General features: G+C 72.6%; 21 protein-coding genes and 1 pseudogene. 7 read left to right on the forward strand and 15 right to left on the reverse strand.

What is annotated here, in order from left to right; genetic code table 11:
• The first annotated feature begins 181 nt into the window (after nucleotides 1-181).
• The gene (locus tag J2S55_RS08445) at nucleotides 182-1,861 is read left to right on the forward strand and encodes a penicillin-binding transpeptidase domain-containing protein (protein ID WP_306858496.1); all 1,680 of its coding nucleotides are present in this window, start codon (nucleotides 182-184) and stop codon (nucleotides 1,859-1,861) included.
• Between the two features lie 267 nt (nucleotides 1,862-2,128).
• On the opposite strand, the gene J2S55_RS08450 is transcribed toward J2S55_RS08445, so the two are convergent.
• Nucleotides 2,129-2,776: an FMN reductase gene (locus tag J2S55_RS08450; protein ID WP_306858497.1), complete on the reverse strand. Its 648-nt coding sequence runs from the start codon at nucleotides 2,774-2,776 to the stop codon at nucleotides 2,129-2,131.
• Nucleotides 2,777-2,838: 62 nt separating this feature from the next.
• Entirely contained in the window at nucleotides 2,839-3,957 is a 1,119-nt protein-coding gene (locus tag J2S55_RS08455; RefSeq protein ID WP_306858498.1) for an LLM class flavin-dependent oxidoreductase, read from the reverse strand.
• A 381-nt stretch (nucleotides 3,958-4,338) separates the two neighbouring features.
• Between J2S55_RS08455 and lanL the strand changes: the two genes are divergently transcribed.
• Both lanL and J2S55_RS08465 read left to right on the forward strand, forming a co-directional pair.
• Nucleotides 4,339-7,296 carry a class IV lanthionine synthetase LanL gene (lanL, locus tag J2S55_RS08460; RefSeq protein ID WP_306858499.1) on the forward strand — a complete coding sequence of 986 codons (2,958 nt, stop codon included), beginning with the start codon at nucleotides 4,339-4,341 and terminating at the stop codon, nucleotides 7,294-7,296.
• Nucleotides 7,297-7,513: 217 nt separating this feature from the next.
• A complete protein-coding gene (locus tag J2S55_RS08465) occupies nucleotides 7,514-9,325 on the forward strand; it encodes an ABC transporter ATP-binding protein (RefSeq protein ID WP_306858500.1) in 1,812 nt (603 codons plus the stop codon).
• A gap of 93 nt (nucleotides 9,326-9,418) precedes the next feature.
• Here the strand turns inward: J2S55_RS08465 and J2S55_RS08470 are convergent, their stop codons facing one another.
• Nucleotides 9,419-10,177 carry a DUF72 domain-containing protein gene (locus J2S55_RS08470; RefSeq protein ID WP_503167698.1) on the reverse strand — a complete coding sequence of 253 codons (759 nt, stop codon included), beginning with the start codon at nucleotides 10,175-10,177 and terminating at the stop codon, nucleotides 9,419-9,421.
• 169 nt (nucleotides 10,178-10,346) lie between these two features.
• Between J2S55_RS08470 and J2S55_RS08475 the strand changes: the two genes are divergently transcribed.
• Complete coding sequence (locus tag J2S55_RS08475) at nucleotides 10,347-11,555, forward strand: damage-control phosphatase ARMT1 family protein (RefSeq protein ID WP_306858502.1); 1,209 nt, start codon at nucleotides 10,347-10,349, stop codon at nucleotides 11,553-11,555.
• A gap of 64 nt (nucleotides 11,556-11,619) precedes the next feature.
• Here the strand turns inward: J2S55_RS08475 and J2S55_RS08480 are convergent, their stop codons facing one another.
• The 8 genes and pseudogenes from J2S55_RS08480 to J2S55_RS08510 all read right to left on the reverse strand — a co-directional run bounded on the left by J2S55_RS08480 (nucleotide 11,620) and on the right by J2S55_RS08510 (nucleotide 18,716).
• Nucleotides 11,620-13,491: a glycoside hydrolase family 15 protein gene (locus tag J2S55_RS08480; RefSeq protein WP_306858503.1), complete on the reverse strand. Its 1,872-nt coding sequence runs from the start codon at nucleotides 13,489-13,491 to the stop codon at nucleotides 11,620-11,622.
• A gap of 231 nt (nucleotides 13,492-13,722) precedes the next feature.
• On the reverse strand, nucleotides 13,723-13,959 hold the full coding sequence (locus tag J2S55_RS48715; RefSeq protein WP_503167700.1) for a carbohydrate-binding protein: 237 nt from the start codon (nucleotides 13,957-13,959) through the stop codon (nucleotides 13,723-13,725).
• Nucleotides 13,948-14,454 (reverse strand): annotated as a pseudogene (locus tag J2S55_RS08485) (lytic polysaccharide monooxygenase auxiliary activity family 9 protein); the annotation flags it as partial. The pseudogene J2S55_RS08485 and the gene J2S55_RS48715, both read right to left, overlap by 12 nt.
• A 145-nt stretch (nucleotides 14,455-14,599) precedes the next feature.
• Entirely contained in the window at nucleotides 14,600-15,004 is a 405-nt protein-coding gene (locus tag J2S55_RS08490; protein ID WP_306858505.1) for a RidA family protein, read from the reverse strand.
• A 103-nt stretch (nucleotides 15,005-15,107) separates the two neighbouring features.
• Nucleotides 15,108-15,338: a hypothetical protein gene (locus tag J2S55_RS08495; protein ID WP_306858506.1), complete on the reverse strand. Its 231-nt coding sequence runs from the start codon at nucleotides 15,336-15,338 to the stop codon at nucleotides 15,108-15,110.
• Nucleotides 15,325-15,573, reverse strand: coding sequence for a DUF6400 family protein (locus J2S55_RS08500; protein ID WP_306858507.1), 249 nt, complete (start codon nucleotides 15,571-15,573; stop codon nucleotides 15,325-15,327). Before J2S55_RS08500 ends, J2S55_RS08495 begins: the two co-directional genes overlap by 14 nt.
• 852 nt (nucleotides 15,574-16,425) lie before the next feature.
• Nucleotides 16,426-17,730 (reverse strand): M20/M25/M40 family metallo-hydrolase, encoded by a 1,305-nt coding sequence (locus J2S55_RS08505; protein WP_306858508.1) that lies wholly within the window; start codon nucleotides 17,728-17,730, stop codon nucleotides 16,426-16,428.
• Nucleotides 17,727-18,716 (reverse strand): Lrp/AsnC family transcriptional regulator, encoded by a 990-nt coding sequence (locus J2S55_RS08510; protein ID WP_306858509.1) that lies wholly within the window; start codon nucleotides 18,714-18,716, stop codon nucleotides 17,727-17,729. The genes J2S55_RS08505 and J2S55_RS08510 overlap by 4 nt, the downstream gene beginning before the upstream one ends.
• A 119-nt stretch (nucleotides 18,717-18,835) precedes the next feature.
• On the opposite strand from J2S55_RS08510, the gene J2S55_RS08515 reads away from it, so the two are divergent.
• Nucleotides 18,836-20,140, forward strand: a complete 1,305-nt coding sequence (locus J2S55_RS08515; RefSeq protein WP_306858510.1) for an MFS transporter — start codon at nucleotides 18,836-18,838, stop codon at nucleotides 20,138-20,140.
• Between the two features lie 28 nt (nucleotides 20,141-20,168).
• Here the strand turns inward: J2S55_RS08515 and J2S55_RS08520 are convergent, their stop codons facing one another.
• From J2S55_RS08520 to J2S55_RS08535, 4 genes are all read right to left on the reverse strand, one after another.
• Nucleotides 20,169-21,443 carry a cytochrome P450 family protein gene (locus tag J2S55_RS08520; protein ID WP_306858511.1) on the reverse strand — a complete coding sequence of 425 codons (1,275 nt, stop codon included), beginning with the start codon at nucleotides 21,441-21,443 and terminating at the stop codon, nucleotides 20,169-20,171.
• Between the two features lie 135 nt (nucleotides 21,444-21,578).
• Nucleotides 21,579-21,818 (reverse strand): DUF2277 domain-containing protein, encoded by a 240-nt coding sequence (locus J2S55_RS08525; RefSeq protein WP_306858512.1) that lies wholly within the window; start codon nucleotides 21,816-21,818, stop codon nucleotides 21,579-21,581.
• 84 nt (nucleotides 21,819-21,902) lie between these two features.
• Entirely contained in the window at nucleotides 21,903-23,138 is a 1,236-nt protein-coding gene (locus J2S55_RS08530; protein ID WP_306858513.1) for a monooxygenase, read from the reverse strand.
• A 393-nt stretch (nucleotides 23,139-23,531) separates the two neighbouring features.
• On the reverse strand, nucleotides 23,532-23,987 hold the full coding sequence (locus J2S55_RS08535) for a winged helix-turn-helix transcriptional regulator (protein WP_306858514.1): 456 nt from the start codon (nucleotides 23,985-23,987) through the stop codon (nucleotides 23,532-23,534).
• Nucleotides 23,988-24,084: 97 nt separating this feature from the next.
• On the opposite strand from J2S55_RS08535, the gene J2S55_RS08540 reads away from it, so the two are divergent.
• Nucleotides 24,085-25,269 carry a thiolase family protein gene (locus J2S55_RS08540; protein WP_306858515.1) on the forward strand — a complete coding sequence of 395 codons (1,185 nt, stop codon included), beginning with the start codon at nucleotides 24,085-24,087 and terminating at the stop codon, nucleotides 25,267-25,269.
• 177 nt (nucleotides 25,270-25,446) lie between these two features.
• Nucleotides 25,447-26,256 (forward strand): SAM-dependent methyltransferase, encoded by an 810-nt coding sequence (locus tag J2S55_RS08545; protein WP_306858516.1) that lies wholly within the window; start codon nucleotides 25,447-25,449, stop codon nucleotides 26,254-26,256.
• Nucleotides 26,257-26,300 lie beyond the last annotated feature (44 nt).

The following is a 26,300-nucleotide window of genomic DNA, read 5'->3' on the forward strand; positions in this document are numbered from 1 at the left end:
AGATCAAAAGCTGCGGAGAGAAGGGGGCGGGCGGTCCCCGACCCGTTCCCGGGACCTGTTCTCCCGCGCCGGCGCTCCGCCCCCGGCCGGGCCGCGCTTGGCCGGATGCGGACCTGGCCCGCCCGCTCCGCCGCTGATATACAGCCGTGGGGATCAAGGGGGATCAAGGGGGTATCACGGGATGAACAGGCGGTGGCTCCTCGCGCTGGCCGTCACGATAGTGGCGATCATCGCTGTCGGGGCGTACGGGCTGGTGACCATACCGGACGCCGTGATGGCCTCGCCGCCCCGGCGGCCCGGGCTCGCCGAAGGGAGGGCCGGGCAGCCGTCGTCCCTGACGCCCACCCCCGCCGTGCCGCTCACCTCGGCGCCCCCGCCCGCCGCCGTACCGTCCACCCCGCCGCCGGTCCCCCCTCTCGTGCCGTCGGCCCCGCCCACGTCCACTCCGGCGCCGCCTCCGCCGGACGGCCCCGAACCGGCCGCGGCGAGATACTTCGCCGCCTGGCAGGCCGGCGACTTCCCCTCGATGAGCGGCCTGGTCGCCGATCCGCCGGCCGACTTCGCCGAGCGGCACCGGCGTTTCGACGCCGAGCTGCGGGTCGCGTCGCTGTCCATCGCCCCCGGCGAGCTGCGCCGCCAGGGCGGGGAGGCGGCCGAGGTCGCCTTCCGGGGGGTGCGGGAGGTGACAGGGCTGGGCCGGTGGGAGTTCTCCGCGGTCCTGCGCCTGGGGCTGCGCTCCGGCGCCTGGAAGGTGCTCTGGTCGTCCGAGACGCTGCACCCCTCCCTCAAGAACGGCGGGAGCCTGCGGCTCCGGGAGGGCAGGGTCCGCCGTCCGGCCGTGCTCACCCGCGAGGGGCTGCCGTTCCCCCGCGACAGCAGGGCAGGCGACTACGTCACCGGCCTGGACGACACGGCGGCCGTCCTGGTGCTGGAGGAGGCCCCCTCGGGCCGGGTGCTGCTGGCCTCCCCGGCCCCGCCGCCCGCGGAGGCGCGGAGCACGATCTCCCAGCCCGTGCAGGCCGCCGCCGCCCGGGCCCTGGACGGGCTGGGAAGCCCGGCCGCGATCGTGGCCCTCGACCTCCAGACCGCCCAGGTCCGGGCGGTGGCGGACACTCTGGGCGGCAAGCGGGCGTTCAACGGTCTCTACCCGCCCGGCTCGACGTTCAAGGTGGTGACCGCCGCCGCGCTGCTCGGCACCGGGCTGACCCCGGACTCGCCGGTCACCTGCCCGGCCTCCTACACCATCCCGAACGCCAGGAGCTTCACCAACGACGACCGCGCCGATCACGGGACGGTGTCCCTCGCCACGGCTTTCGCGCTCTCCTGCAACACCACCTTCGTCCAGCAGACCTACGACCGGCTGCGCGACGACCGGCTGCGCGCCGAGGCCGCCGACCGGTTCGGGTTCCGGGAGAAGCCCGGCCTGAGCTTCTGCCGGATCCGGCCGTCCGGGGACCTGAACGAGCTGGGCTCCGACGCCATCGGCCAGAACTCGGTACAGGCCAGCCCGCTCTGCATGGCCGAGGTCGCCGCGGCGGTCGCGAGCGGCGTCTGGAGACCGGCGGTCATGACCGCCGAGCCCTCCGCCGATCTGCCGGCGCCGGTGCCGCTGGACGGAGGCGTGGTCGCCGGCCTGCGCGCGATGATGGGAGCCGTGGTCACCCAGGGCACGGCCGCCCAGGCCGGCCTCCCGCCGGGCACCGCCGGCAAGACGGGCACCGCGGAGGTCGGCGGCGCGCAGGCCCACGCCTGGTTCATCGGCTACCGCGACTCCCTGGCCTTCGCGGTGTTCGTGCAGAACGGCGGCAGCGGCGGCAGGGTGGCGGCGCCGATCGCCGCGAGGTTCCTCCAGGCGCTGTAGCGCCGGCCGGAACCTCGCGCTGCTCGGGATCCGCGCTGCTCGGGGCCTGTATCGGTTGACAATCATGCTGCTCGGGACCCGCACCGCTCGTGATCCGGGCCGGTTGACAACCGCACCGCTCGGGACCCGTACCGGTCAGGATCCGGGCCGGTTGGCAACCGTACCGCTCGGGACCCGTACCGCTCGGGATCCGTACCGGTCGGGATCCGGCTGCTCGGAACCCGGGCCGGCCGTGACCGCGGCGGGGCGCTGTCCGCCGCGGGGCGTTCAGGGGCGCAGCGCCGCGAGCTGCTGCTCGAACGGGATGACGGCGTCCACCCGCCCGGCGCCGGTCTGTCCGCTGCCGGCCCGCCCGGCGGTCGCCGGCCGGCGTAGCATCAGGTCGGCCAGTTCCCCGGCCGCGCGGGTGATGCGGGCGGCGAGGTCGTCGGTGCGCGTGTCCCCGCCCGTGCCCCAGTCCTCGGAGGCGGCGTAGACGGCGGTGGGCACGACGATCGCGCGCAGGTAGACGAAGAGCGGGCGCAGGGCGTGCTCAAGGGCGAGGGAGTGCCGCGCTGTGCCGCCGGTCGCCGCGATGAGCACGGGCTTGCCGGCGAGCGCGGTGTTGTCGATCACGTCGAAGAACGACTTGAACAGACCGCTGTAGGAGGCGGTGAAGATCGGCGTCACGGCGATGAGGCCGTCCGCCTCCGTCACCGCCTCGATCGCTTCACGCAGCGCGGTGCCGGGGAACCCGGTCACCATGTTGTTGGCGATGTCGGTGGCGAGGTCGCGCAGTTCGACCACGCGCACCTCGGCCGCGCGCTCCTCCGCCAGATGCCGCCCGGCCGCCTCGACCAGGCGGTCGGCCAGCAGGCGTGTCGACGAGGGCTGGCTGAGGCCGGCCGAGACCGCCACGAGCTTCAGGGGCTTCATCTACTCTCCTTCATGGTGTGCGCGGGTTCCACGGGGGCGCGCGGGTTGCGAGCGTGGGCCGGTCAGGCCGGGGAGCCCGCGGGGAGGGACGGCTCCCCGGCCGCCTCGGCGGCGCGGCGGGCGACGAGGGCCCCGTGGGTGGGGCCGTCCGGCACCTGGGCCGGCCGGCCGGCCGCGAACTCCTTGCGGAGCACCGGCACGACCTCCTCGCCGAGGATGTCGAGCTGCTCCAGCACGGTCTTCAGCGGCAGGCCGGCGTGGTCCATCAGGAACAGCTGGCGCTGGTAGTCGCCGAAGGAGTCCCGGAAGGTCAGGGTCCTGTCGATGACCTGCTGCGGGCTGCCCACCGTGAGCGGCGTCTGGTCGGTGAACTCCTCCAGCGAGGGGCCGTGGCCGTAGACGGGCGCGTTGTCGAAGTAGGGACGGAACTCGCGCACGGCGTCCTGGGAGTTCTTCCGCATGAACACCTGGCCGCCGAGCCCGACGACGGCCTGCTCCGGAGTGCCGTGCCCGTAGTGGGCGAAGCGCTCGCGGTAGAGCTCGATCAGGCGGATGAAGTGCTCCTTGGGCCAGAAGATGTTGTTGGCGAAGAATCCGTCGCCGTAGTAGGCGGCCTGCTCGGCGATCTCGGGGCTGCGGATCGAGCCGTGCCAGACGAACGGCGGCACCCCGTCCAGCGGGCGGGGGGTCGAGGTGAAGGACTGCAGGGGAGTGCGGAAGCGGCCTTCCCAGTCGACCACGTCCTCGCGCCACAGCCGGTGCAGCAGCGCGTAGTTCTCGATCGCCAGCGGGATGCCCTGGCGGATGTCCTGCCCGAACCAGGGGTAGACCGGCCCGGTGTTGCCGCGGCCCATCATCAGGTCGACGCGCCCGTCGGCCAGGTGCTGGAGCATCGCGTAGTCCTCGGCGATCTTGACCGGGTCGTTGGTGGTGATCAGGGTCGTGGAGGTGGAGAGGATGAGCCGCTCGGTCCGGGCCGCGATGTAGCCGAGCATGGTCGTCGGCGACGACGGCACGAAGGGCGGGTTGTGGTGCTCGCCGGTGGCGAAGACGTCCAGCCCGACCTCTTCCGCCTTGAGCGCGATGGTGACCATCGCCTTGATCCGCTCGTGCTCGGTCGGCGTCCGGCCGGTGGTGGGGTCTGTGGTGACATCGCCCACGGTGAAGATCCCGAACTGCATCGTTCCCACCTTCCTCATGTCATTTAACTTTCAACTACCCTCAACACCGTGACGGCCGGATTATTCCTGACCTCCGGTCCCGTGTCCGCACCGCCCGGTCCCGCCCTCCCATGCGGCCTGCGAGAGGTGGGGGCGGGGCGGATGGTGAGGATGGGTCGCGCCGGAGCGGCGGGCTGGACGGGGGTGCTGAGGCGGGCGGGGCGCCGCCGGGTGTGAGCACAAATCCGATAATGACATGGCCATTTTGGCGGGAAGATTTTTTTCGCCGGAACAAACGCGCCTTCACCTCGTGTGCAATTAAATCTCCAATCTTTTACAAGAGTCGTCCGCCAATCTCTTGTCCAGCCGGAAACAGCCACGACGGACCGGGGGTGAGCGCACGTGAGAACGTATTCGACGGACCCGGCCATCCTGCGCGACATCGTGACCGCCGAGCTCGGACGCGCCGGTGCGCAGGGCTGGTCGATCGCCGAGGACGCCCTCTGGTGCAAGGTCGCGCCGGACCCCTGCGCCCTCCCTGACCAGGGGTGGAAGCTGCACGTCTCGGCGACGATGCTCTCCGCCCCCGTGGTCCTCTCCCGTGTCTCGCGGGTGCTGGTCGAAGCCGGCTGCGCCTTCAAGTTCCCCGCCCGGCTGAGCGACTACTGGAAATTCCTCGAACCGCACTGCAGCCGTGCGCAGGCCGGGAAGTTCGTCACCGTCTATCCGCGCGACGACGCGGAATCGGTGCGCCTGGCCGCCGTTCTCGACGAGGCCACCCGGGGCCTTCCCGGGCCCGTGATCCTCTCCGACCGCCCTTACCGGCCGGGCGGGATCGTGCATTATCGCTACGGTGCTTTCGGTGGGCACCGGGTGCTCGGTAACGACGGTTTCTACGAGATCCGGCTGCGCTCGCCGGAGGGCCGGCTCGTCCTCGACGAGCGGCGGCCGCGTTTCTCCCCGCCGCCGTTCGCCACCTGCCCGTTCGACGATCCCACGCCGGAGCGGCGCCCCGGGACGGCCGCGGTCATGCTGAACGGCCGCTTCGTCGTCCGCCGGGCCGTACGGCATGCCAACCGGGGCGGGGTGTATCTCGCCGAGGACACCAAGACCGGGCGCGAGGTGGTCGTCAAGGAGGGCCGCCCGCACGCCTGCGCCGACCTGCGCGGCAAGGACGCCCGGGACCGGGTGGCGACGGAGCGTTCCTGCCTGGAGGCGCTCGCGGGGACCGGAGCGGTGCCCGCCGTGGTGGACTTCTTCGAGCAGGGCGGGCACGTCTTCCTCGTCGAGGAGTCCGTGCCGGGGATCACGCTGCAGCGCTGGTCCGACGGGAACGCCGGGCCGCTGGGCGACGACGGGTTCGGCAACGGGGCGGCGGACGTGCTGCCCGTCGTCGGGGGACTGGTCGGGCTGCTGAAGGCGGTGCACGGCCGCGGCCACGTGTTCGGGGACCTGTCGCCGGGCAACGTGATGCTGCTGCCCGACGGCGGACTCCGGCTCATCGACCTGGAGCACGCGGCCGTGCCGGGCGCCACCGTCATGGTGGCCGGGACCCCGGGCTATCTCGCGCCGGAGCTGACCGATCACGTCGGGCAGCCCCGGCCCGCGCCGGACGGCAGCGCCGACCTCTACAGCCTCGGCGCGATGGTGTATTTCCTGGCGGTCGGCGCCCACCTGGACCCGCCGGGCCTCGGCCGGGTCGCGGCGGTGGCCGCCGCCAACCCCACGCTGGCCCTGCTGCGGCCGCTGGCGGAGGGGCTGCTGGCGGCGGAGCCGGAGCGGCGCTGGCCGCTGGAGCGGTGCGAGCGCTTCCTCGCCGCCCTCGCTTCCGAGCGGTCGGGTTCCGCGTCCGTCCCTGAGCAGGCCGTCGTTTCCGAGCGGTCGGGTTCCGCGTCCGTCCCTGAGCAGGCCGTCGTTTCCGAGCGGTCGGGTTCCGCGTCCGTCCCTGAGCAGGCCGTCGTTTCCGAGCGGTCGGGTTCCGCGTCCGTCCCTGAGCAGGCCGTCGTTTCCGAGCGGTCGGGTTCCGCGCCCGTCCCCGCGCGCTCCGGCCCCTCACGCGCCTCCGAACGCGCTTCCGAACGCGTCTCCGAACGCGCCTCCGAGCAGGGCGCGGCCCGGCCGCCCAGCCGGATCGACCGGCTGATCGACGACGGGATCGCGCACCTGGTGGAGGCGGTGGACACGCGCGATGGCGGCCTGCTGTCGCAGCCGGACGCCTCCGGCGGGGCCGAGCCGGACCCGTGTTCGGTGCACGGCGGCGCGGCGGGCATCCTCGCCGTCCTGACGTCGGCCATGCCCGCGCCGGAGGCGGCCGGCGCGGTCGCCGGGCTCTCCCACCGGCTGCTGCGGCGGCTGGAGGAGGAGGACGTCTGGCGGCCCGGCCTCTACTTCGGACGCTCCGGCGCGGTGTGGGCGCTGTACGACGCCGCGACGGCCCTCGGCGACGCCGGGCTGGCCCGGTCCACGGTGCGGATGGCGAGTCTGCTGCCGACCGACCACCCCAGCCCGGACGTGACGCACGGGCTGGCCGGATGCGGCATGGCGGTCCTGCGCGTCGCGCTGCGATCGGGTGATCCGGCGCTGCGGGAACAGGCCGCCGAGACGTTCGAGAACCTGCACGGCGCCCGGTCGTACCTGGACGGGCACCCGCAGTGGCCGACGCCGGAGACGTTCGACTCCGGCCTCGCCGGAGCCAACCACTTCGGCTACGCCCACGGCATCGCCGGGATCGGGACCGCGCTGCTGCACGCCGGCCGGGCCCTGGACCGGCCCGACTGGACGGCGACCGCGCACGAGATCGCCCGCGCCCTCTACGCGCACGCGGACGTCGACGGGGACACCGCCTGGTGGCCGACCTTACGCGGCGACCTGGAGACGGTCCGCCCACGCCGGCCGTACTGGTGCAACGGATCCTCCGGGATCGGCTCGTTCCTGGTGAGGCACTGGCAGGCCACCGGCGACCCGCTCGCCCTGGAGTTCGCGCGCGGGGCGGCGACGGCCGTGCACCGCACCCGGTGGCAGTCGGGCCCGGTGCCGTGCCACGGGCTGTCCGGCGACGGCGAGTTCCTGCTCGACATGGCCGACCTCACCGGTGAGGACCGCTACCACCGGTGGGCGCTGGACCTGGCCGCCTGCCTGGAGACCAGGGCGGTCGACCGGTCCGGCCGGCTGCTGGTCCCCGACCACGACGGCGGCTCGGCGCCGACCTTCCTCGGAGGTACGGCGGGCACCGTCGCCTTCCTCCTCCGGCTGCGCCACCGGCATCCCCGGCTGTGGATGCCCGGCGACGCCCCAATGCTCGCCGTCTGCGACGGGACGGCGATGAAGGAAAGAGCGGGCCGTAAAGAGGCGGCCCCGTGATGCACAGGAGGGAAAGACCATGTCCTTCGACGTTGAGGACCTGCAGGCTCTTCAGGAGATCGAGCCGGCCGCCACCGAGGCGCTCCGACTGACCCACTGCATCAAGCACTTCGGTTGCACCGACAACTGAGGTGACCGGCGACTGACGTGAAGGCCCCGCCCGCCCGGAGACGGCGGGCGGGGCCTGTTCGATCACCAGGCAAGGACAGGTGCGGCCGTGCGCGATCGTCCCCCCTCCGCTCCGGAGACCTCTCCCGCCCCAGGGACCCGGCGCAGGGTCGTGCGGCTGTTCACCCCGTACAGAGCCGCGATCTGCGCCGTCGTCGTGCTCATCGCGGCCTACTCCGCCCTGAACGCCGCCGTCCCGCTGCTGACCCGGGAGGTCTTCGACCGGGCGCTGTTCGGGCCGGGCGGCCCCGACCTGCCGCTGCTCGCCCTGATCGCCGGGCTGGCCGCGGCCGTCGCCTGCGCGGTGGGCGTGGTGGACCTCGGGCAGACGTGGCTGTCGGCCCGCGTCGCGCAGCGCGTGGTGCACGGGCTCCGCACGGAGATGTTCGGCCGCCTCCAGCGCATGCCGCTGTCCTTCTTCGCCACCGAGCGGGGCGGCGAGATCCAGTCGCGGCTGGCCGGCGACACCGCGCAGATCGAGTACGCGGTCAAGGACACCCTGCCCGGCATGCTCTCCGGCGTCACCGGATCCGTGGTCGCGGCCGGGGCGATGGCCGCCCTGTCACCGGCGCTCGCGGGCGTCGCCCTGGTCCTCGCACCGCTGGTCCTCCTGGTGGCCTCCCGGTCGGGGCGGGCGCTCGAGAACCTGTCGGCCGTCAGCCAGCGCGCCCGGGCGGAGCTGTCCTCCATCGTCGCCGAGCGCCTGTCCCTGGGCGGTGTCACCCTGGCCAGGGTCCACGGCAGGCGTGACGACGAGGCCGCCCGGTTCGCCGCGGAGAGCGAGCGGCTGGCGCGGCTCGGGGTGCGTGCCGGGATGGTGGCCCAGTGGGTGATGAGCGTGGGGCACGTCTTCTTCGTGCTGACCCCCTACCTGGTGTTCGTGGCGGCCGGGCTGACCGACGGGATCACCCCGGGCACGCTGGCCGCCTTCACCGTGCTCCAGGCAAGGCTCTACCAGCCCCTGTGGCAGATCCTGCACGTCGTCACCGAGTTCCGCTCCGCCCTGGGCGCCTTCGAGCGGGTCTTCGACTACCTCGACCTCCGTCCCGAGCCCGAGCCCGAGCCGGAGCCGGAGCCTGAGCCCGAGCCGGAGCCCGGACCGGGTCCGCGGCGGAGCCCCGCCTCCGGCCCCGGCGCGCTCGCCGTCCGCGGGGCCGGTTTCCGCTACCCGGGCGCGGCCGAGGAGGACCGTCCCGCCCTGTACGGCGTGAGCCTCGGCATCCCCGCCGCCTCCGCCACGCTGGTCGTCGGCCCGAGCGGCTCGGGCAAGACGACGCTCGGCCACCTGATCGCCGGGCTGCACCCGCCCACCGAGGGCTCGGTGGCGATCGACGGCGAGGAGATCAGGGCGCCGCTGCCGGGGCGGATCTGCATCGCCACCCAGGACCCCTTCCTCCTGCAGGGGTCGGTCGCCGACAACCTCAGATACGCCGCTCCCGGCGCCACGATGGACGACCTCGTGCGCGTGTGCCGGATCACCCGGATCCACGAGCGGATCACCGCGCTCCCGGACGGCTACGACTCGCTCGTGGGCGAGCGGGGGGCGCTGCTGTCCGGCGGCGAGCGGCAGCGCGTCGCCCTGGCCCGCGCGCTCCTGGCCGACACGCCCGTGCTCGTGCTGGACGAGGCGACCTCCGCCCTCGACCCGCTGACCGAGTCGGAGGTCGTCGAGGCGGTGCTGGCCGAACGGGCGGGGCGGACCACCGTGATGATCACTCACAGGTTCGGCGTGCTCGAATCCTTCGACACCGTCGTGGCCCTGGACGGCGGCCGGGTGGTGGAGCACGGCACCCGCCTGGACCTGCTCGGTGACCGGCGCGGGCTGTATTCGCGGATGGTCCGGGCCCAGACCGGCGCCTGACCCGCCGGGGAGGCCACCCGGTCCGTCGCGGTGACCCGCCGGGGCCGGCCGCCGCCCGGCGTCCCCGGGTCCCGGCCAGGCGCTCCGGCGTCCCTAGACCCCGGAGGGCGTGCGGCTCACGGGCCATCCCTCGGCGCGCGCGAGTCCCGCGTACCGGGCGGCGTCACGGACCGCGGCGCCGCCCGGATCGTTGTTGAAGTACACGTACACCTCGCAGCGCTCGTCCCACGTCCCGCCCAGCCGGCGCAGCCAGGAACGGAAGGCGCCGTCGCCGTAGGCCGGCCAGGGATCGGCGGCGCCCTCGTGGAAGCGCAGGTAACCCCAGTCGGCGGTCCGCCACAGCGGTGTCAGCGGGCGGCCGAGGCGGTCGGCCCAGCACAGGGCCGCGCCGTGCGCCGACAGCACCTCGCGGACGGCCTCGCTCCACCAGGACGTGTGCCGCGGCTCGACGGCGACCCGCACGTGGGCGGGGAAGCAGTCCAGGCACGCGCCGAGCAGTCCGGGATCGGCCGTCAGCGTCGGCGGGAGCTGCAGCAGGACCGGCCCGAGCTTGGCCCCCAGGCCGCCGGCCGCCGCCATCAGGCGTCCGACCGGCTCCTCGGGATCCCTCAGCCGTTTGACGTGAGTGAGGAAGCGGCTCGCCTTGACGGCCATGACGAACGTGTCAGGGGTGCGGTCCTTCCAGCTCTCGAAGGTCTGGCGGGCCGGCAGCCGGTAGAAGGTGTTGTTGTTCTCGACGGTCTCGAAGCTCTCGCCGTACCGCTCCAGCCACAGACGCTGGGGCACACCGGGTGGGTACAGCACCCCGCGCCAGTCGGCGTACTGCCAGCCAGAGGTCCCCACCCGCATCATGCGGGTTCAGCCCCGTCGATCCCCGCCCTCTCCACGATCGAGTCCTGCCCGCCGCCGCGGGAGCCACACCGGCGGGGGCGGTGCCCGCCTCCGCCGCGGGGCGTCCGATACTACTCGGACAGCCGGCTCGGGCGGCCGGCGCGACGGCGAGACGGATCGGAGAGGGCAGATGGCGGATGGCGACGCCGGGGGGCGGCCCGGAGAGGCCGCGGTGACCTCCGATCCGCCGGTGATCCGGAGCAACGTCCCCGGCTCCTTCCCCTGGGGGGTCATGCACGAGCGGCACCCCGCCCTGATCCGGCGGGTCGGCGAGGCCACGCCGTACGGTCCCGACCGGCGGCGGGCGCTCGACCTGCTGCTCGCGGAGATCACCGACGGGGTGATCCGCCCGCTGGAGGGGCCCGTGCACGACCGTGAGCTCTGGCGGAGCTGGGACCGGGGCCACCTCGGGCGGCGGTGGGACGACGCGCCGTTCCTGTGGGCGGAGAGTTACTTCTACCGCAAGCTCCTGGCCGCGGTCGGATACTTCGACCCGGGGCCGTGGCGCGGCATAGACCCCTTCGAGCCCTTCAAACAGGCCGAACTGCTGGGCAAGGGGGTCGACGAGGAGCTCCGCGCGCTCGGCGGACTGTCCAGTATGCCCGTCGAGGAGCAGGCGCGGACGCTGGTCCACCGGGCGCTCTGGGGCAACCAGGCCGATCTCGGCTTCCGGCTCTCCGCCGCAGGTGCGCAGGCCGGCGGCCAGGTGACGGGCCTGCTGGCCGACGACGGGGATCTCATCTGGCCGGCGGTGGACGGCCCGGGTCCCGCGCGGGTCTGCCTGGTGGCCGACAACGCCGGAGGCGAGCTGCTGCCGGACCTCGCCCTGATCGACCACCTGCTGCACACGCGAGCGGTGCGCGAGGTGTCCCTGCACGTGAAGCCCTCGCCGTACTACGTCTCCGACGCCGTGCCGGCGGACGTCGTCGCCTCCGTGCGGCGGCTGTCGGCCGCAGGTGGGGCGGCCGGCGAGGTGGGGGAGCGCCTGCGCGCGGCGATGAGCTCGGGACGGCTGGCCGTGCGGACGCACGCCTTCTCGTGCGCGCCCCTGCCGTACGACGAGATGCCCGGTGACCTGAGGGAGGAGTTCGCCTCCGCCACACTGACGATCATGAAGGGTGACCTGAACTACCGGCGGCTCGTCGGCGACCGGGCGTGGGCCCCGACCACGCCGTTCGCCGAGACGGTCGGATACTTCCCCGGGCCCGTGGTGGCCCTGCGCACCCTGAAGTCCGACGTCGTGGTCGGCCTCGGCGCCGAGACGGTCGCGGCGCTGGAGGCGGACGGTCGCCCCTGGCGCACCAGCGGCACGCACGCCCTCATCCAGGCCAGACTGTAGCCGCCGGGCGAGGGCCGGGCCGGGGCGTGGCCGTGGCCGGACCGTCCGGGGGCGCGGCCGCGCGTCAGCCGAGGGCGCGGTCGAGGTTGAACGCGGCGCTGATCAGCGCGAGATGGGTGAACGCCTGCGGGAAGTTGCCGAGCTGCTCACCGGTCTGACCGATCTCCTCGGCGTACAGTCCGAGGTGGTTGGCGTAGGTGAGCATTTTCTCGAAGGCCAGCCGCGCCTCGTCGAGACGTCCGGCGCGGGTGAGCGCCTCGACGTACCAGAACGAGCAGATCGAGAACGTGCCGTCCTGGCCCCGTAGCCCGTCCGGGCTGGCCGCGGGGTCGTAGCGGTACACCAGCGAGTCGGACACCAGGTTCCGGCCGAGGGCGTCGAGCGTCGACAGCCATTTCGGATCGGTGGGAGAGACGAACTTGGCCAGCGGCATCATCAGGACGGAGGCGTCGAGGACGTCGTCGTCGAAGTGCTGGACGAACGCCCGCAGCCGGGACGACCAGCCGCGCCGCATGATCTGCCGGTAGATCGCGTCACGGGCCCGCTGCCAGCGGAGGGTGTCGGCGGGCAGCCCGCGGTGGCCGGCCATCCGCATGGCCCGCTCGATCGCCACCCAGCACATCAGCCGCGAGTAGACGAAGTCCTTGCGCCCGCCACGCGTCTCCCAGACGCCCTCGTCGGGCTGGTCCCAGTTGTCGCAGACCCAGTCCACCAGGGCGTGGATCTCCTCCCAGTGGTCGCTGGAGATCGGCTGGCCCATCTTGTCGTAGAGGTAGACGGAGTCGATGAGGGCCCCGTAGATGTCGAGCTGGAGCTGGTGGACGGCGCCGTTCCCGGTGCGCACCGGGGCCGATCCCCGGTAGCCCTCGAAGTGGGACAGCTCGACCTCGGGGAGTTCGGTGCGTCCGTCGAGGCCGTACATGATCTGCAACGGGCCCGACGGGTCGCTGTTCCTGCGGCTGACATGCTCGGACAGGAAGCGCATGAACGCCGCCGCCTCTTCGCTGAAGCCCAGCCTGAGCAGGGCGTACACGCAGAACGCCGAGTCGCGGATCCAGACGTACCGGTAGTCCCAGTTGCGTTCCCCGCCGATCTGCTCGGGGAGGCTGGTCGTCGCCGCGGCCACGATCCCGCCGGTCGGGGCGTAGGTGAGCAGCTTCAGCGTCAGCGCCGAACGGTGCACCATCTCCCGCCACCGGCCGCGGTATCGCGACGCCGACAGCCAGCGCCGCCAGTACGCGACCGTGGCGGCGAACTCCTCCTCGGCCTCGGCCACCGGGCACGGCTGCGGCTCCACGCCGTCGCCGAGCCTGTCGAGGGCGAACACCGCGCATCCGCCCTCGTCGAGCTTGAACTCCGACCACACGTCCGGGCCGTCGGTCTCGACGGGCACGCTGGCGGACAGGGACAGCGACAGCGACGGCGACTCGAAGACCGCCCGTCCGTCCCGCAGGCTCAAGCCGTGCGACTGCCTGCCGTAGTCGAACCGGGGGGCCACCCGCGCCCGGAACGGCAGCGCCCCCCGCACGCACCTCACCCGCCTGATCAGCCGGTGCCGGCCCGTTTTCTCGGGGATCCCGGAGACCGGCATGAAGTCCTGGACCTCGCCCACCCCGTCGGGGGCGGAGAACCTGGTGATCAGGACGTTGGTGTCGGGGAAGTAGAACTGCCTGGTGCTCGCCGGCACGTCGGCGGTCAGTTCGAACGATCCGCCCCGGTCGGCGTCGAGGATCGAGGCGAACACGCTCGGCGAGTCGAAGCGCGGGCAGCAGTACCAGCCGATCGTGCCGCCGGTGTCGACGAGCGCCACGCTGTGCAGGTCGCCGATCAGCCCGTGGTCGGCGATCGGCGGGTAACGGGGGACCCGCGCCGGGCCCGGCCGGTGCGCCGACCCCGCCGTCGTGTCAGCCCTCTCGCCGTCGCGGTCCCACCCCACGTCCCTCAAGCTACGCGGCCCGGGTGCGCGCCGGGGTCTGTCCCGCGTCAAGGACCCGGCAGGTTTCGGATGCGTCAAGGGCCCGGCAGGTTTCGGATGGAGGGGGCACCGGGTGGCGCCGCCCGGCCGCGGGAGCAGGGCCGCGGCCGGGCGCCGCCCGCCTGCGCGGTATCAGGGGATCGGACTCGGCGTGTCAGGGGATCCGCGCTGGGAGCCCCGCCGCGGCGAGGCTCAGAGCCGCTGCCACAGCGAGGGGACGTTCGGCGGCTCCCAGCCGGGGATCGCGGTGTGCGCCTGGATGCACCGGTAGCTCGCGCCGCCGTAGGTGACCTGCGAACCCGCCTGGTAGGAGGTGCCCGCGGCCCACGTCCCGGTGGGGACCGTCGGGGTGGAGGTCGGGGTGGGCGTCTGGGTGGGCGTGGGGCCGGTGGTCGGGGTCGGCTCCGGGGAGCCGCCGCCGACCTGCAGGTCGACGCATGAGTAGAAGGCGTTGGCGGTGTCGGCGATGTTCCAGATGGCGAGGACCTTCTGGCGGCCGGACCTGCCGCCCAGATTCACCGAGTGCGAGACCGTGGCGCCGGGCTGGCGGCCCTGGTCGTTGAACAGTGCGATCCGGGTGCCGCCGATGTAGTACTCCCACGTGCTGGTGGCGTGACGGGCGGTCAGCACCCAGTTGAAGGTGACCGTGTTGCCCACGCTCGTGGCCGGCCATCCCTTGCTCTCGTTGTCGAGCTGGGCGAAGCGGGAGTTGCCGCCGCTGCAGCTCCGCAGGCCCTTGGGCCCTTCCACGCTCTGCGGCTCATAAATGATCTCACCGCAGTTGGCGACGCGGCCCTGGGCGCACATGGCCTGCCGGCTCGGCGGCGACGATATGTAGCCGTGCGCCTGAGCCGGCGAGGCGATGAACACCGTGGCCCCGATGGCGAGGATCGCCGTCGCGAGGAAGGTGATCGTCCTTCGCATCTCGTACTCCTTTGCTGGGGGGATAAATCAAACATAAAGGAAAGTTTCCTAACAGTAAATGTTTGAGTAATGCGATCCCCCAGGAGCCGTCGGATCTCGGGGATCCGGACGGGATGCCGGGCGGCGGGCCCTGGACGTCGGGCGGTCAGGCCGGGGGGACCGCCGCCACCGCTTCGATCTCCACCAGGACGTCCGGCCGGAATAGTCCCGCGACCTGCACGAGCGAGCTCGTCGGCGGCCGCTCCAGGTTGACGAACTCGTCGCGTACGGCGCGGATGACGGGCAGTGCCGAGGTGTCGACGACGAAGATCGTGAGCTTGAACACGTCGTCCCAGGTCGCCCCGCCCGCCTGGAGCGCGGCTCCGACGTTCTGCATGACCAGGCGCGTCTGGGCCTCCCAGTCGCCGGCGGCGGCCGGTGTCCCGTCCGCGGAGATGGGGACCTGGCCGGAGGTCCAGACGAGCCGGCTGCCCGGCGGGACGCTGGCGACATGGCTGTAGCCGTTGGTCGCCGGCAGCGTCGGAGGAGTGCTGAAATCGATATGAGACACGTGTGCCGTTCCAGATGCCGCAGGGATGGGACGTGAGATCACAGACACTGTCCCACAGGGCACCGTGACGTCCGGAGATCCCTCCGGGCGGGCGGCGCGCCCGTCAGCAGGGGCGCGTGCCCCCGGCGCCGAAGTGGGTCTCGTGGTCCCACAGGTGGGTGCATCCCGGGCACTGCAGATGCAGGCGGCTGCCGGTGTTGCCGATCAGGTAGCGCCAGTGCTCCCCGCAGTTGCGGCCGTCGAGGCAGTCCGCGCAGTCCCTGTCGTCGCGGCACGCGGGGCACGGCACCCAGGCCCTGCGCCCCAGGTCGGCGTGCGGATCAATCGGCAGCACGGCCCGGCCCCCTCCGCGGCAGGACTCCGGCGGCCACGAGCATGTCGTAGGTCTCCTGCTGCCGCTCGTCGAGGCCGGAGTAGAGGAGGTCGTGGGCCAGCTCCTCGCCCCGCATCATCGCCGGCGGATCCCAGTCCGGTCCGAGCGCCGTCATGACCGCGGCGCGCCGGCGGGTCTCCTCGAAGGTGAGGTCGATCTCGAAGACGGCGTGTGCGCGGCTGCTTTCCTGGCTCATGGCGCGGCTCTCCGATGGGTGGCGGACGTGTCGTCCGTGTGATCGGGGATGCCTTCCGGGGGCCGGTCGGAGCTTGACCGCCGCGAGGGTACGGCGGGGGCCGGAAGGGGGCGCTTCTTTACGATCACTCGAACATGGGCGGGGGTGGAGTCCCTTCCGAAGAGGAGACCTTGTCCTTTATATACCTTATGTCGTTTTTTGCGCCCTGTCCGTGACGGAATTCACGGCAGCCCCTCGCACGGCCGGCCCGCGACCGGTGCCCGGCGGGCGGCGCCCGGCGGATCAGGTGACGTCACGGGGACACGCGGATGGCGGAAGGGCGTGGTGAGCCCTTCCGCCATCCGGACGTCCGCCGGCGAGTCAGGTGGCGGCGCCGGGGGATAAAGCTGTTGATAAAGCAGTTGACAAGGTGGGAATTAAAGTGGGGAGTAAAGCGGCTGAGGCCGGGGTCTGGTGGCCGGTCTGAGCCCTGCGGGACATTAACTTCGCCATTTGCGCCTTCTCTCTGTGTCGCACGGGTTGTCGGGATCCCCGGTGAATCGCGGGCTGATGACATTTATGTTCGTCGTCCGCCGGCTGCCGGGGAAGTGGGCGGGCTGGCATCAACCTGCCAGCCCGTGGCCATTTGCTGACATTCTCCGATAGGTGCGGACGGCGCGATTCCCGGCGGCGCCGCCGCCGACGGGATATCCACTCCCGGTAATTCGGATAATGCGCGGCGGAGAATTCCCGGCGGGTGTCCGTGCTGTGGCGAGGCGCCGTATGCCGGCCGTCGGCAGCGCCCAGGCGGTGCGGTCCGCCGGCAGCGGCACCGCCGACCACCTGCGGCGCTTCATCCGACGGCCGCCGCCCTCAGTAGTCCGTCAGCAGCCGGTCGAGGACGCGGGTGCCGAACTGCAGGGCGTCCACCGGCACGCGCTCGTCGACGCCGTGGAACATCGCGGCGAAGTCCATGTCCGCGGGCAGCCGCAGCGGGACGAACCCGAATCCCCTGATGTTCAGGTCGGCGAAGAACGTCTTGTTGTCGGTGCCGCCCGACATGCAGTACGGCACCGCGCGGGCGGTCGGGTCCTCCGCCTTCAGTGCCGCGATCATCGACTCGACCAGCTCGCCGTCGAACGTCGTCTCCAGCGCGATGTCGTGGGTGACGTACTCGCGCCGGACGCCCGGCCCGATCAGCTCGTCCACCGTGGCGAGGAACTCCTCCTCGAAACCGGGCAGGAACCGGCCGTCGATCACGGCGGCGGCCTGGCCGGGGATCACGTTCGCCTTGTAGCCCGCGGTGAGCATGGTCGGGTTGGTCGTGTGGCGCAGGGTCGCACCGACGAACCTGGCCAGCGGGCCGATGGCGTCGATGATCGGCGCCGGGTCCTGCGGGTCGAAGGGCAGCCCGAAGGCGTCGGCCACCTCGGACAGGAACCGGTGCACGGTCGGTGTCAGCTTGAGCGGCCACTCGTGCGAGCCGAGCCTGGCCACCGCCTTGGCGACCTCGGTGACCGCGTTGTCCTGGTTGAGCATGGAGCCGTGCCCGGCGGTGCCGTCGGCGACCAGGCGCATCCAGGCCAGCCCCTTCTGCGCGGTCTCGATCAGGTAGAGCCGCAGCGACGGATCCACCTCCAGGGAGTAGCCGCCGACCTCGCTGATGGCGTGGTCGACCCCGTCGAACAGCTCGGGATGCTTGGCGGCGAGATACTTGGCGCCGTACTGGCCGCCCGCCTCCTCGTCGGCCACCCACGCGAAGACGACGTCGCGCCGGGGCCTGCGGCCCTCGGTCACCATCTGCCGCAGGACCGCCAGCATCATGGCGTCCATGTCCTTCATGTCGACCGCGCCCCGGCCCCAGATGTAGCCGTCCCTGATCTCGCCGGCGAACGGGTCGACGCTCCAGTCGGCGGCGCTGGCGGGCACGACGTCCAGGTGGCCGTGGACCAGCAGCGCGGGCAGCCCGGGGTCGGACCCCTCGATCCTGGTCACGACGTTGCCGCGGCCCGGGGCGCTCTCGACGTAGGTCGCCTCGACGCCGACCTCGGCGAGCCTGGCCATGACGACCTCGGCGGCGGCGCGCTCTCCGGGGCCGCTGCCGTCTCCGTAGTTGCTGGTGTCGACGCGGATGAGCTCGGCGCAGAGCTCGGCCACCTCGGTCTCGGCGGGGGTCATTGGCACTCCAGGGTGAGCAGGCCCGACTTGCGCAGGTGTCCACGCTTGTAGGCACGGGTGATGAGGGTGACATTGACGTCGGTGACGTCGTCGAGCGGGCCGACGACGGCCGTCAGGAAGCGGTAGAGCTCCGCCTCATGGGCCACGACGACCTGAACGATCATGGTGTGGGTGCCCGCGGTGGCGGCGCAGTAGCGCACGCTCGGATGGGCGGCGAGCGTCTCGCCCACCCTGTCCAGGCCGTGGGCGCGGACCGAGAGCCAGAGCTGGGCCTCCACCTCCAGGCCGAGCAGCGCGGGCTCCACCTCCGCGCGCAGGTGCACCGCGCCGCGCTCCAGGAGCGAGGCGACCCGGCGGCGGGCGGTCGGCACGGACATCTCCAGCCGTTCGGCGATCGCGGTGAAGCCGATGCGGCCGTCGGCGGCCAGCAGACCGACGACGTCCGTTTCGGCCCCGGTCAGCTCGACGCGCTCCGGCGGCGGGCCGGCCGGCGGCGCGGTGGCCCGCAGCCGGCCGACCTGCTCCTCGGTGAGGTACGGCGCGTGCCACTCGGCCACCGTCTGGAAGGTGTGCAGCACGACCTGGGTCCGGGTCTGGACGATGCCGGGTGTGGCGGGGATCTGTGCGGTCAGGATCTCGTGCAGGAGCTGTTTGGAGGGGGCCACCAGCTCGCAGCCGATGTCGGCGGCCCCGGTGACCGAGTAGACCGAGCGAGTGTCGGGCCGGGCGGAGAGGGCCTCGGCGACCTGCCCGGCCGTACAGGGAGCGACCTGGACGTGCAGGTGCACCGGGGTGCCGATCCCGCAGCGCAGCTCGTCGAGGATGGCGGTGACCCGTACGGCTCCGGTGGCCAGCAACCGCTGGAGGCGGCGGGCCACGGTCCGGTCGTGCTCGCCGACGGCGCCGCCGATCTCGCCCCACGTCGCGCGGGGGCTGACCTGCAAGGCGGCGACCAGGCGGCAGTCGAGATCATCGAAAGTGGTCACGCAAGCCCGTCTACGTGTCGGAAATGTAAAGAGATTTAAGGATGTTTGACTATTTCTATCACTCCACTGCAAGGTAGGCCACCAAGATGCTTGTCTGCCACTGAGCATGAGGAGTCCCCGTGGCCACAGTTCCCCCCAGGCCGGCCCCGCTCGGCATCCCACGGAGCCGGATCCGCCAGTTGATGGCCGCCAACGTCGGCAACGTCGTCGAATGGTTCGACTGGTACACCTACTCGTTCCTGGCGATCTACTTCTCCACCCAGGTCTTCCCCAAGAGCGCCGGCAACAGCCTGGTGCCGTTGCTGAGCACGTTCGCGGTCTTCGCGGTCGGATTCTTCATGAGGCCGCTCGGCGGCCTGCTCGTGGGCTCGTTCGCCGACCGGTTCGGCCGCAAGGCCGCGATGACCTTCACGATCATCCTGATGGGCGCCGGTTCGCTGCTGGTCGCGGTCACCCCGACCTACGAGTCGGCCGGTGTGCTCGCGCCGATCATCCTGACGCTGGCCCGGCTGACCCAGGGACTTTCGGTCGGCGGGGAGTTCGCCGCGGCCACCACCTTCCTGGTGGAGTCGGCTCCACCGGGACGGCGCGGCCTGTTCTCCAGCTTCCAGTACGTCAGCACCACCATCGGCCAGCTCCTCGCCTCCGGCCTCGCGGCCCTCCTGGCCGCCGGTCTGAGCGAGGCGGACATGGGCTCGTGGGGCTGGCGCATCCCGTTCGTCGTCGGCGCCCTGGCCAGTCTCGTCGGGCTGTGGATCCGCAGCGGCGCCGAGGAGACCACGACCCTGGCCGAGGACATCAAGAACGGCGTGGCCGAGAAGCCGAAGCTCTTCGAGTTCCTGGTCCGCTACCCGACCAAGGCCTTCATGATCGTCGGAATCACCATGGCCGGCACCGTCGCCTACTACACCTGGACGACGTTCCTGCCCACCTACGCCCAGCTCACGGTCAAGTTCGACAAGGCCGAGGCGCTCCAGGTGGGCACCATCTCGCTGCTGTTCTTCATGGTGCTGCAGCCGCTGCTCGGCATGCTGTCCGACCGGGTGGGACGCAGGCCGCTGCTGATCGCCTTCGGTCTGGCGTTCACCCTGCTGCCGGTGCCGCTGACCGGGATGCTGAGCAACTCCTTCGCCAGCCTGCTGCTCGTCCAGTGCGTCGGCATGGTCTTCCTCGGCTGCTTCACGTCGATCTCGGCGGCGGTCAACTCCGAGCTCTTCCCGACGAGGGTGCGGGCGTCGGGCGCCGGCTTCCCCTACTCCCTGACCGTCGCCCTGTTCGGCGGCACCGCCCCACTCGTGGGCACGGCGCTGGTCGACAGCCACAACGCCGGGCTGTTCCCGTGGTACATGTCGGTGCTCGCCCTGGGCTCGACCCTGGTCTACGTCTTCGCGCTCAAGGAGACCAAGGACCAGCCGCTGGGCTGACAGCCCGGCGGCTGGTCCGGCGGGCCTGTCAGAGCCTCACCGGCAGCCGGGCCAGCCGCCACGAGGCCGGCATGAGCTGACGCTCCAGGTCTGCCGGATCGACGGCGAGGGTGAGGCCGGGGAAGCGGCGCAGCAGCGCTCCGAACGCCAGCTCGGCCTCCTGCCGGGCCAGCGCCGCGCCCAGGCAGTAGTGCAGGCCGTGCCCGAACCCGACGTGGGTCTCCCGGCGCCCGTCCGGCTCACGGGTGATGTCGAGCCGTCCGGGGTCGTCGAACACGCGCGGGTCGTGGTTGGCCCCGACCAGCACGGCCATCACGGCCTCGCCCCGCCGTACCGGCATGCCGCCGATCTCCAGGTCCTCGGTCGCGTAACGCATCCGGGTCCCCTGGACGGGGCCGCACCAGCGCATCAGCTCGTGGACGGCCAGCGGCATCAGCTCCGGCCGCCGGCGGAGCAGGTCGAACTGGTCGGGGTGCGCCAGGAGGGCGGCGGTGCCGTTGCCGATCAGGTGGGCGGTGGTCTCGTGCCCGGCGAAGACCAGGGTCAGCACCAGCGTGACCATCTCGGTGTCGCCGAGCCGGTCGCCGTCCTCGTCGTGGGCGCGGATCAGCCCGCTGAGCAGGTCGTCGGCGGGCGCCGCGCGGCGCCGTCCGATCAGCTCCTCGATGTGCGCCACCAGCTCCCGGAGCGCCGTCCCGAACCCTCCCGGGTCCATGGTCACCAGGGCCCTGCCCCACCCCCGCCACCGCGGCCGGTCCGCCTCGGGGATGCCGACGAGCTCGCAGATGACGGTGATCGGCAGCGGGTAGGCGAAGTGCTCCAGCAGGTCGACGACGCCGTCCTCGGCCGTGGCGCCGAGCCTGTCGAGGAGGTCCTCGGCGATCTCCTCCACCCGCGGCCGCAGGTCGGCGACCCGGCGCGCGGTGAAGGCGCGCGACACGAGCCTGCGCAGCCGGAGGTGGTCGGCGCCGTCGGTCTCCAGCATGCCGTCCAGCACGTACCGCGCGTACTCCGGGGGCACCCCGCGGGCCCGCAGCTCCTTCTCGCGGACGCTCCGCACGTCCATCCCCGGCACGCTCGCCGGGCTGTTGGCGAACCTCGGGTCGCCCAGCACGGTCTTGACGTCGTCGTAGCGGGTGACCAGCCAGATCGGCGTGGCGGATCCGGGGAGGGAGCCCAGCGCCATGGGAGCCTGCTCGCGCATCCGTGAGTATCCCCCGAAGGGGTCCCTCATCAGCTCGGGATCGGCCAGGTCCACCCTGCCGGTGACGTCGGTCGTGCCGGGTCCGGCCGGAGTGCTCATGGTTGCCCTCCTCGGGCGTCGGCTCCGTCTCCGCATGCCCGTTGACGCATGCGGTAGGTCCAGCATGCGCCGCCGAGGGCCGATAACCTACGACCGTGCGCCGGCGAGGACGGCGCGGGGCCCGGCGGGGCGCCCCTACAGGCGCCGGGCGGGCGGCTTCACCTGGAGGTCGTCGAGGAGGGCCTGCGTCGCGGCGGCGATGACGTCCACAGCCCGGTCGAAGGCCTCCGCGTTGCGCGTCGACGGTGACCGGAACCCGGAGAGCTTGCGGACGTACTGCAGCGCTGCGGCACGCACGTCCTCGTCCGTCACGTCGCTGGCGTACGGTTCACGAAGGGTCTTGATGCTCCGGCACATGTCAAGACGGTACGACATCCCGCCTCCCGGGTTCCATCCCCGGCCCCGGCCGCGCATGGCGGCGCCGGGACCGGGGACGCTCCGCCCGGTCGCCGGGCGCGCTCAGCCGGCCTGCGGGGTCCGGGGCGACCAGACGAGCAGCCCCAGGCACATCTCGTCGCTGGTGCCCTCGCCCCAGACGACGTAGCGGGGCGGCAGGTCGCGCAGCGCGGGCAGCATCTTGCGCAGGCCCGCGTCGTGGGTGCAGGTCACCCGGAAGGTGTCGCCGGTCTTGACGGTGACGGGCTTGGGCAGCGGGCGGATCGCCTGCTCGTCGAAGTTGTAGGCGGGGATGTCGAGCAGGGTCCGCGCGCCGGGCGTGTCCGGGTTGAGCTCCACCTTGATCGAGCGCCCGAGCAGGTGCATGTGCCCGGCGACGGCGTACACGGTGCCGGTCCGGTCGGACTTCTGGTCGCAGTGCTGGGTCGGCGCGGCCACCGGGGGCTTGGCGTTGTTGCAGAACTGGTTGAGGCCGGTCACCATCTGCCCGGCCTGGTCCCCGAAACGGCGGACGACGTCGCGGACCGCGGCCTCGCGCTCGCACAGCGGGCCGGACTCCTCCGACGTGCACGGCAGCTCGATCGGCGCCGGCAGCTGCTCGGTCTCCAGCGGGTCGAGGTCGGCCTTGCCGTCGGTGAGCCGCAGCCGGATCCCGGACCGGTCGCTGCCGACCGGCTTGCCCTCGGCGGCCAGCAGGTTGTAATGCACCTGCATGATGATCCGGCTACCGGCCGGCATCGGATAGCCGACCTTCTGGGTGAGCAGCGTCTCGTCGGCCCCCGGCGCCCAGTGTCCGATCCAGGAGCCTTCCTCGATGCCGGCGTCGCCGAAGCAGGTCCATCCCTCGCCCGGGGTGTCGGCGTCGAGCTTGGCCGCCGCCTCGGCCCCGCGGGGATCGACCCGGAAGATGATCGCGTGGTGGACGATGTCGGTGTTCTGCGGCAGGAACTGGCTGCCGGTGAGGAAGGCCCGGCCGGTCAGCCCGGGGTCGACCAGGAAGCAGCGGTATTCGTCGGTCCCTCCGGAGGGGGCCGACGGGGTGTAGGGCTGCGGCAGCGCCAGGTTGACGAATCGCTCGGAGGACCGCAGCGGCGCCGCCGGCGGCGGGGACACGCTGCCGTGGCCCCCGTGCCCCCTGGCGGTGGAGGCCGCGCCCGGACTCTGGGAGGCGGAGGCCGCGGCCGGACCGTGGGAGGCGGCCGGATGCCGCTCTCCGGAGCATGACGCGACGAGAAGGACGGCGGCGAGCGCGACGGCCGTCCCGCCCAACCACCGCGCCGGCCGGACTGCATGGCTCATGACCCGCCCCCTGCTCTCTCGGGATTCCCCGCGAGCTCCAGCGCGCCGGGGACGGAGCCCTGGACGGGCTCCGAAGCCCAGACTCCACGGCCCCGGCGCGGTTTTCCATCCGCCGCAAGGCCGAAAGCGCTCCTCCGCGCGGCCGAGACCACCTCTACGCCGGAAGTGGCAGTCACCTACGTCAGAAGTGGCGGTCACCACGCCGTCCCCGGCCCGCCGGCCGAGGCCGCCGTCCGGTGGCCCCCGGTGGACCGGGACGGCGCGATCGCGCCGTCGCGCGGAGCGGTGGAGGCGGGCGTCGAGATCGTGACGGGCGGGCACGCCCGGTGCGGTCGCCGTCCAGCGTCCGCCGTCCGTCCGGCGTCCGTCCGTCCGGCGTCCGCCGGGCCGGTCTCAGGCCGGCACGGCGCCGGTGGCCCCCCAGCCCGGGATCTGGAAGCGGGCGGTGAGCGAGTCTTCCGCCACCTCCTCGCCGCAGGCGCGGCAGACCACCACCGGGTCGAGGTCGGTCCCGCAGGAGTGCCGGAACACCACCGGAGGGCGGTCGACGAGATGGCGGTCGCCCCAGCTCATCAGCGTGAGCAGCACCGGACGCAGCTCCCGCCCCGCGTCGGTGAGGTGGTATTCGAAGCGGGGCGGCCGCTCGCTGTAGGGGACCCGCTCTAGCACACCCGCCTCCACGAGGGTGCGCAGGCGCGTGGCCAGGATGTCGCGCGGGGCCCCGATGTTGCGGGTCATGGCGTCGAAGCGCCGGACGCCCCAGAAGACCTCGCGGAGCACCAGCAGGGAGTATTTCTCGCCGATCACGCTGAGCGCGTCGGCGATCGAACAGGGGCGGGCGTCGCGCATACGCCCAGCCTAGGCCAGCGCATTTGCTTATCCAACTCACCGGGTTATAGTTCATCCAGTTTTCCAACTAACCTGCCGCCCGCAAGGAGCGATGGACATGCGCGACGCCGTCATCGTGGAGGCCGTACGGACCCCGATCGGGAAGGGGAAGCCGGGCGGCGCGCTCGCCGGCGTCCACCCGGTCGAGCTGCTCGCCCACACCCTCCGTGCCCTCCTCGGCCGCTCCGGCGTCGACCCGGCACTCGTCGACGACGTGATCGGCGGCTGCGTCGACCAGGTGGGGGAGCAGGCGATGAACACCACCCGCTACGCCTGGCTGTCGGCCGGCTTCCCGGAGTCCGTCCCGGCGACCACCGTCGACCGCCAGTGCGGCTCCTCCCAGCAGGCCGTCCACTTCGCCGCCCAGGGCGTGATCTCCGGGGCGTACGACCTGGTGGTGGCCTGCGGGATCGAGTCGATGAGCCGGGTGCCGATGTGGTCCAACGTGCCGCCGGGCGCCGACCCCTTCGGCCCCGGGGTCGCGGCCCGCTACCCCGAGGGGCTGGTGCCCCAGGGCATCAGCGCCGAGCTCGTCGCGGCGGAGTGGTCGATCGGCCGGGAGGAGATGGACGCCTTCGCCGCCGCCTCCCACCGGCGGGCCGCGCGGGCGCACGCGGACGGCCTGTTCGACGCCGAGCTCGCACCCGTCGCGACGGACGCCGGAATGGTGACCGCCGACGAGTCCGTACGGCCGGGCACCACCCCCGAGATCCTCGCCGGGCTCCGCCCGGCCTTCGCCGACCCCACCTTCGCCGAGCGCTTCCCGCAGATCACCTGGTCGGTCACCGCGGGCAACGCCAGCCCGATCAACGACGGCGCCTCCGCCGTGCTGATCGCCTCCGGCGAGACCGCGGCCCGGCTGGGGCTGCGCCCGAAGGCGCGGCTGCACAGCTTCTCGGTGGTCGGCTCCGACCCGCTGACCATGCTGACCGGCATCATCCCGGCCACCGGAAAGGTGCTGAGCCGGGCCGGGCTGAGCCTGGACGACATCGACCTGTTCGAGGTCAACGAGGCCTTCGCCTCCGTCGTGCTGGCCTGGCTGAAGGAGACCGGCGCCGACCCCGCCAAGGTCAACGTCAACGGCGGCGCCATCGCGCTGGGCCACCCCCTGGGCGCCAGCGGCACCCGCCTGATGACCACCCTCGTCAACGCCATGCACCAGCGCGGAGCCCGCTACGGGCTGCAGACCATGTGCGAGGCGGGCGGGCTGGCCAACGCGGCCATCCTGGAGGCGGTCGGGTGACGGCGCCGGCGGCGGAGGGACGGCGGCGCCACCGGGGGACCAGGCGGAGGGGCGGCGGCCCCGATCAGGGCGGGGGTGGCGGCGCCGATCAGGGCGGGGAGCGGCGGCGCCGACCAGGGGAGGAATGCGGCCGAAAAGGCGTTCCCGCCGTCACCTGAGCTCCTATAGTCGATCACTATGCCGTCCAAGGGAGACTCCGCGAACACCCGCGACGTGACCGCCCTCGTGGGAGCCGACACCCCCAACATCGCCCGCATGTACGACTACTGGCTCGGGGGCAAGGACAACTTCGCGGCCGACCGCGAGAGCGCCGAGGAGATCGTCAAGATCTCCGAGGGGCGGGTCCTGCGGGGCGTCCGGCTCAACCGGGCCTTCCTGGGGCGGGCGGTGCGGGCGGCCGCAGAGGCCGGGGTCCGCCAGTTCCTCGATCTGGGCTCCGGCCTGCCGACCAGGGAGAACGTCCACGAGGTCGCCGGACCCGGCGCGCGGGTGGTCTACGTGGACTACGACCCGGTGGTCGCCAGTCACGCCCACGCGATCCTGGCCAGGTCCGACGGCGTGGGCTTCGTCCAGGCCGACCTGCGCAGGCCCGCCGAGATCCTCGGCCACCCCACGGTCCGGGAGATCGTCGACTTCGACGAGCCGCTCGCGCTCCTGTTCGTCTCCGTGCTGCACTTCGTCGGTGACGCGGACGGCCCGCACCGCGTCGTCGCGGACTTCCGCGACGCCGCCGCGCCCGGGAGCCACCTGATCCTCTCCCACCTGTCGAAGGACGGATTCCCGCAGAAGATGGCGGCCACCGAGCAGGTCTACCAGGGCGCCAGCGCCCGGCTCGGGGCGCGCACGCGCGAGGAGATCCTCGCCTTCTTCGACGGCTTCGAGCTGTCCGAGCCGGGCCTGGTCGGCCCCACCGAATGGCGCCCCGGCGCCGGAGGGGCCGGTCCCGAGAGGTTCGCCGGCCTGGTCGGCATGGGGGTCAGGCGCTGAGCGCCGCGCCGCCGCGGGCCGGATACGCGGCGGCGGGTCACAGG

Origin of the sequence: Streptosporangium brasiliense, assembly GCF_030811595.1 — a bacterium.
Classification (GTDB): Bacteria; Actinomycetota; Actinomycetes; order Streptosporangiales; family Streptosporangiaceae; genus Streptosporangium; species Streptosporangium brasiliense.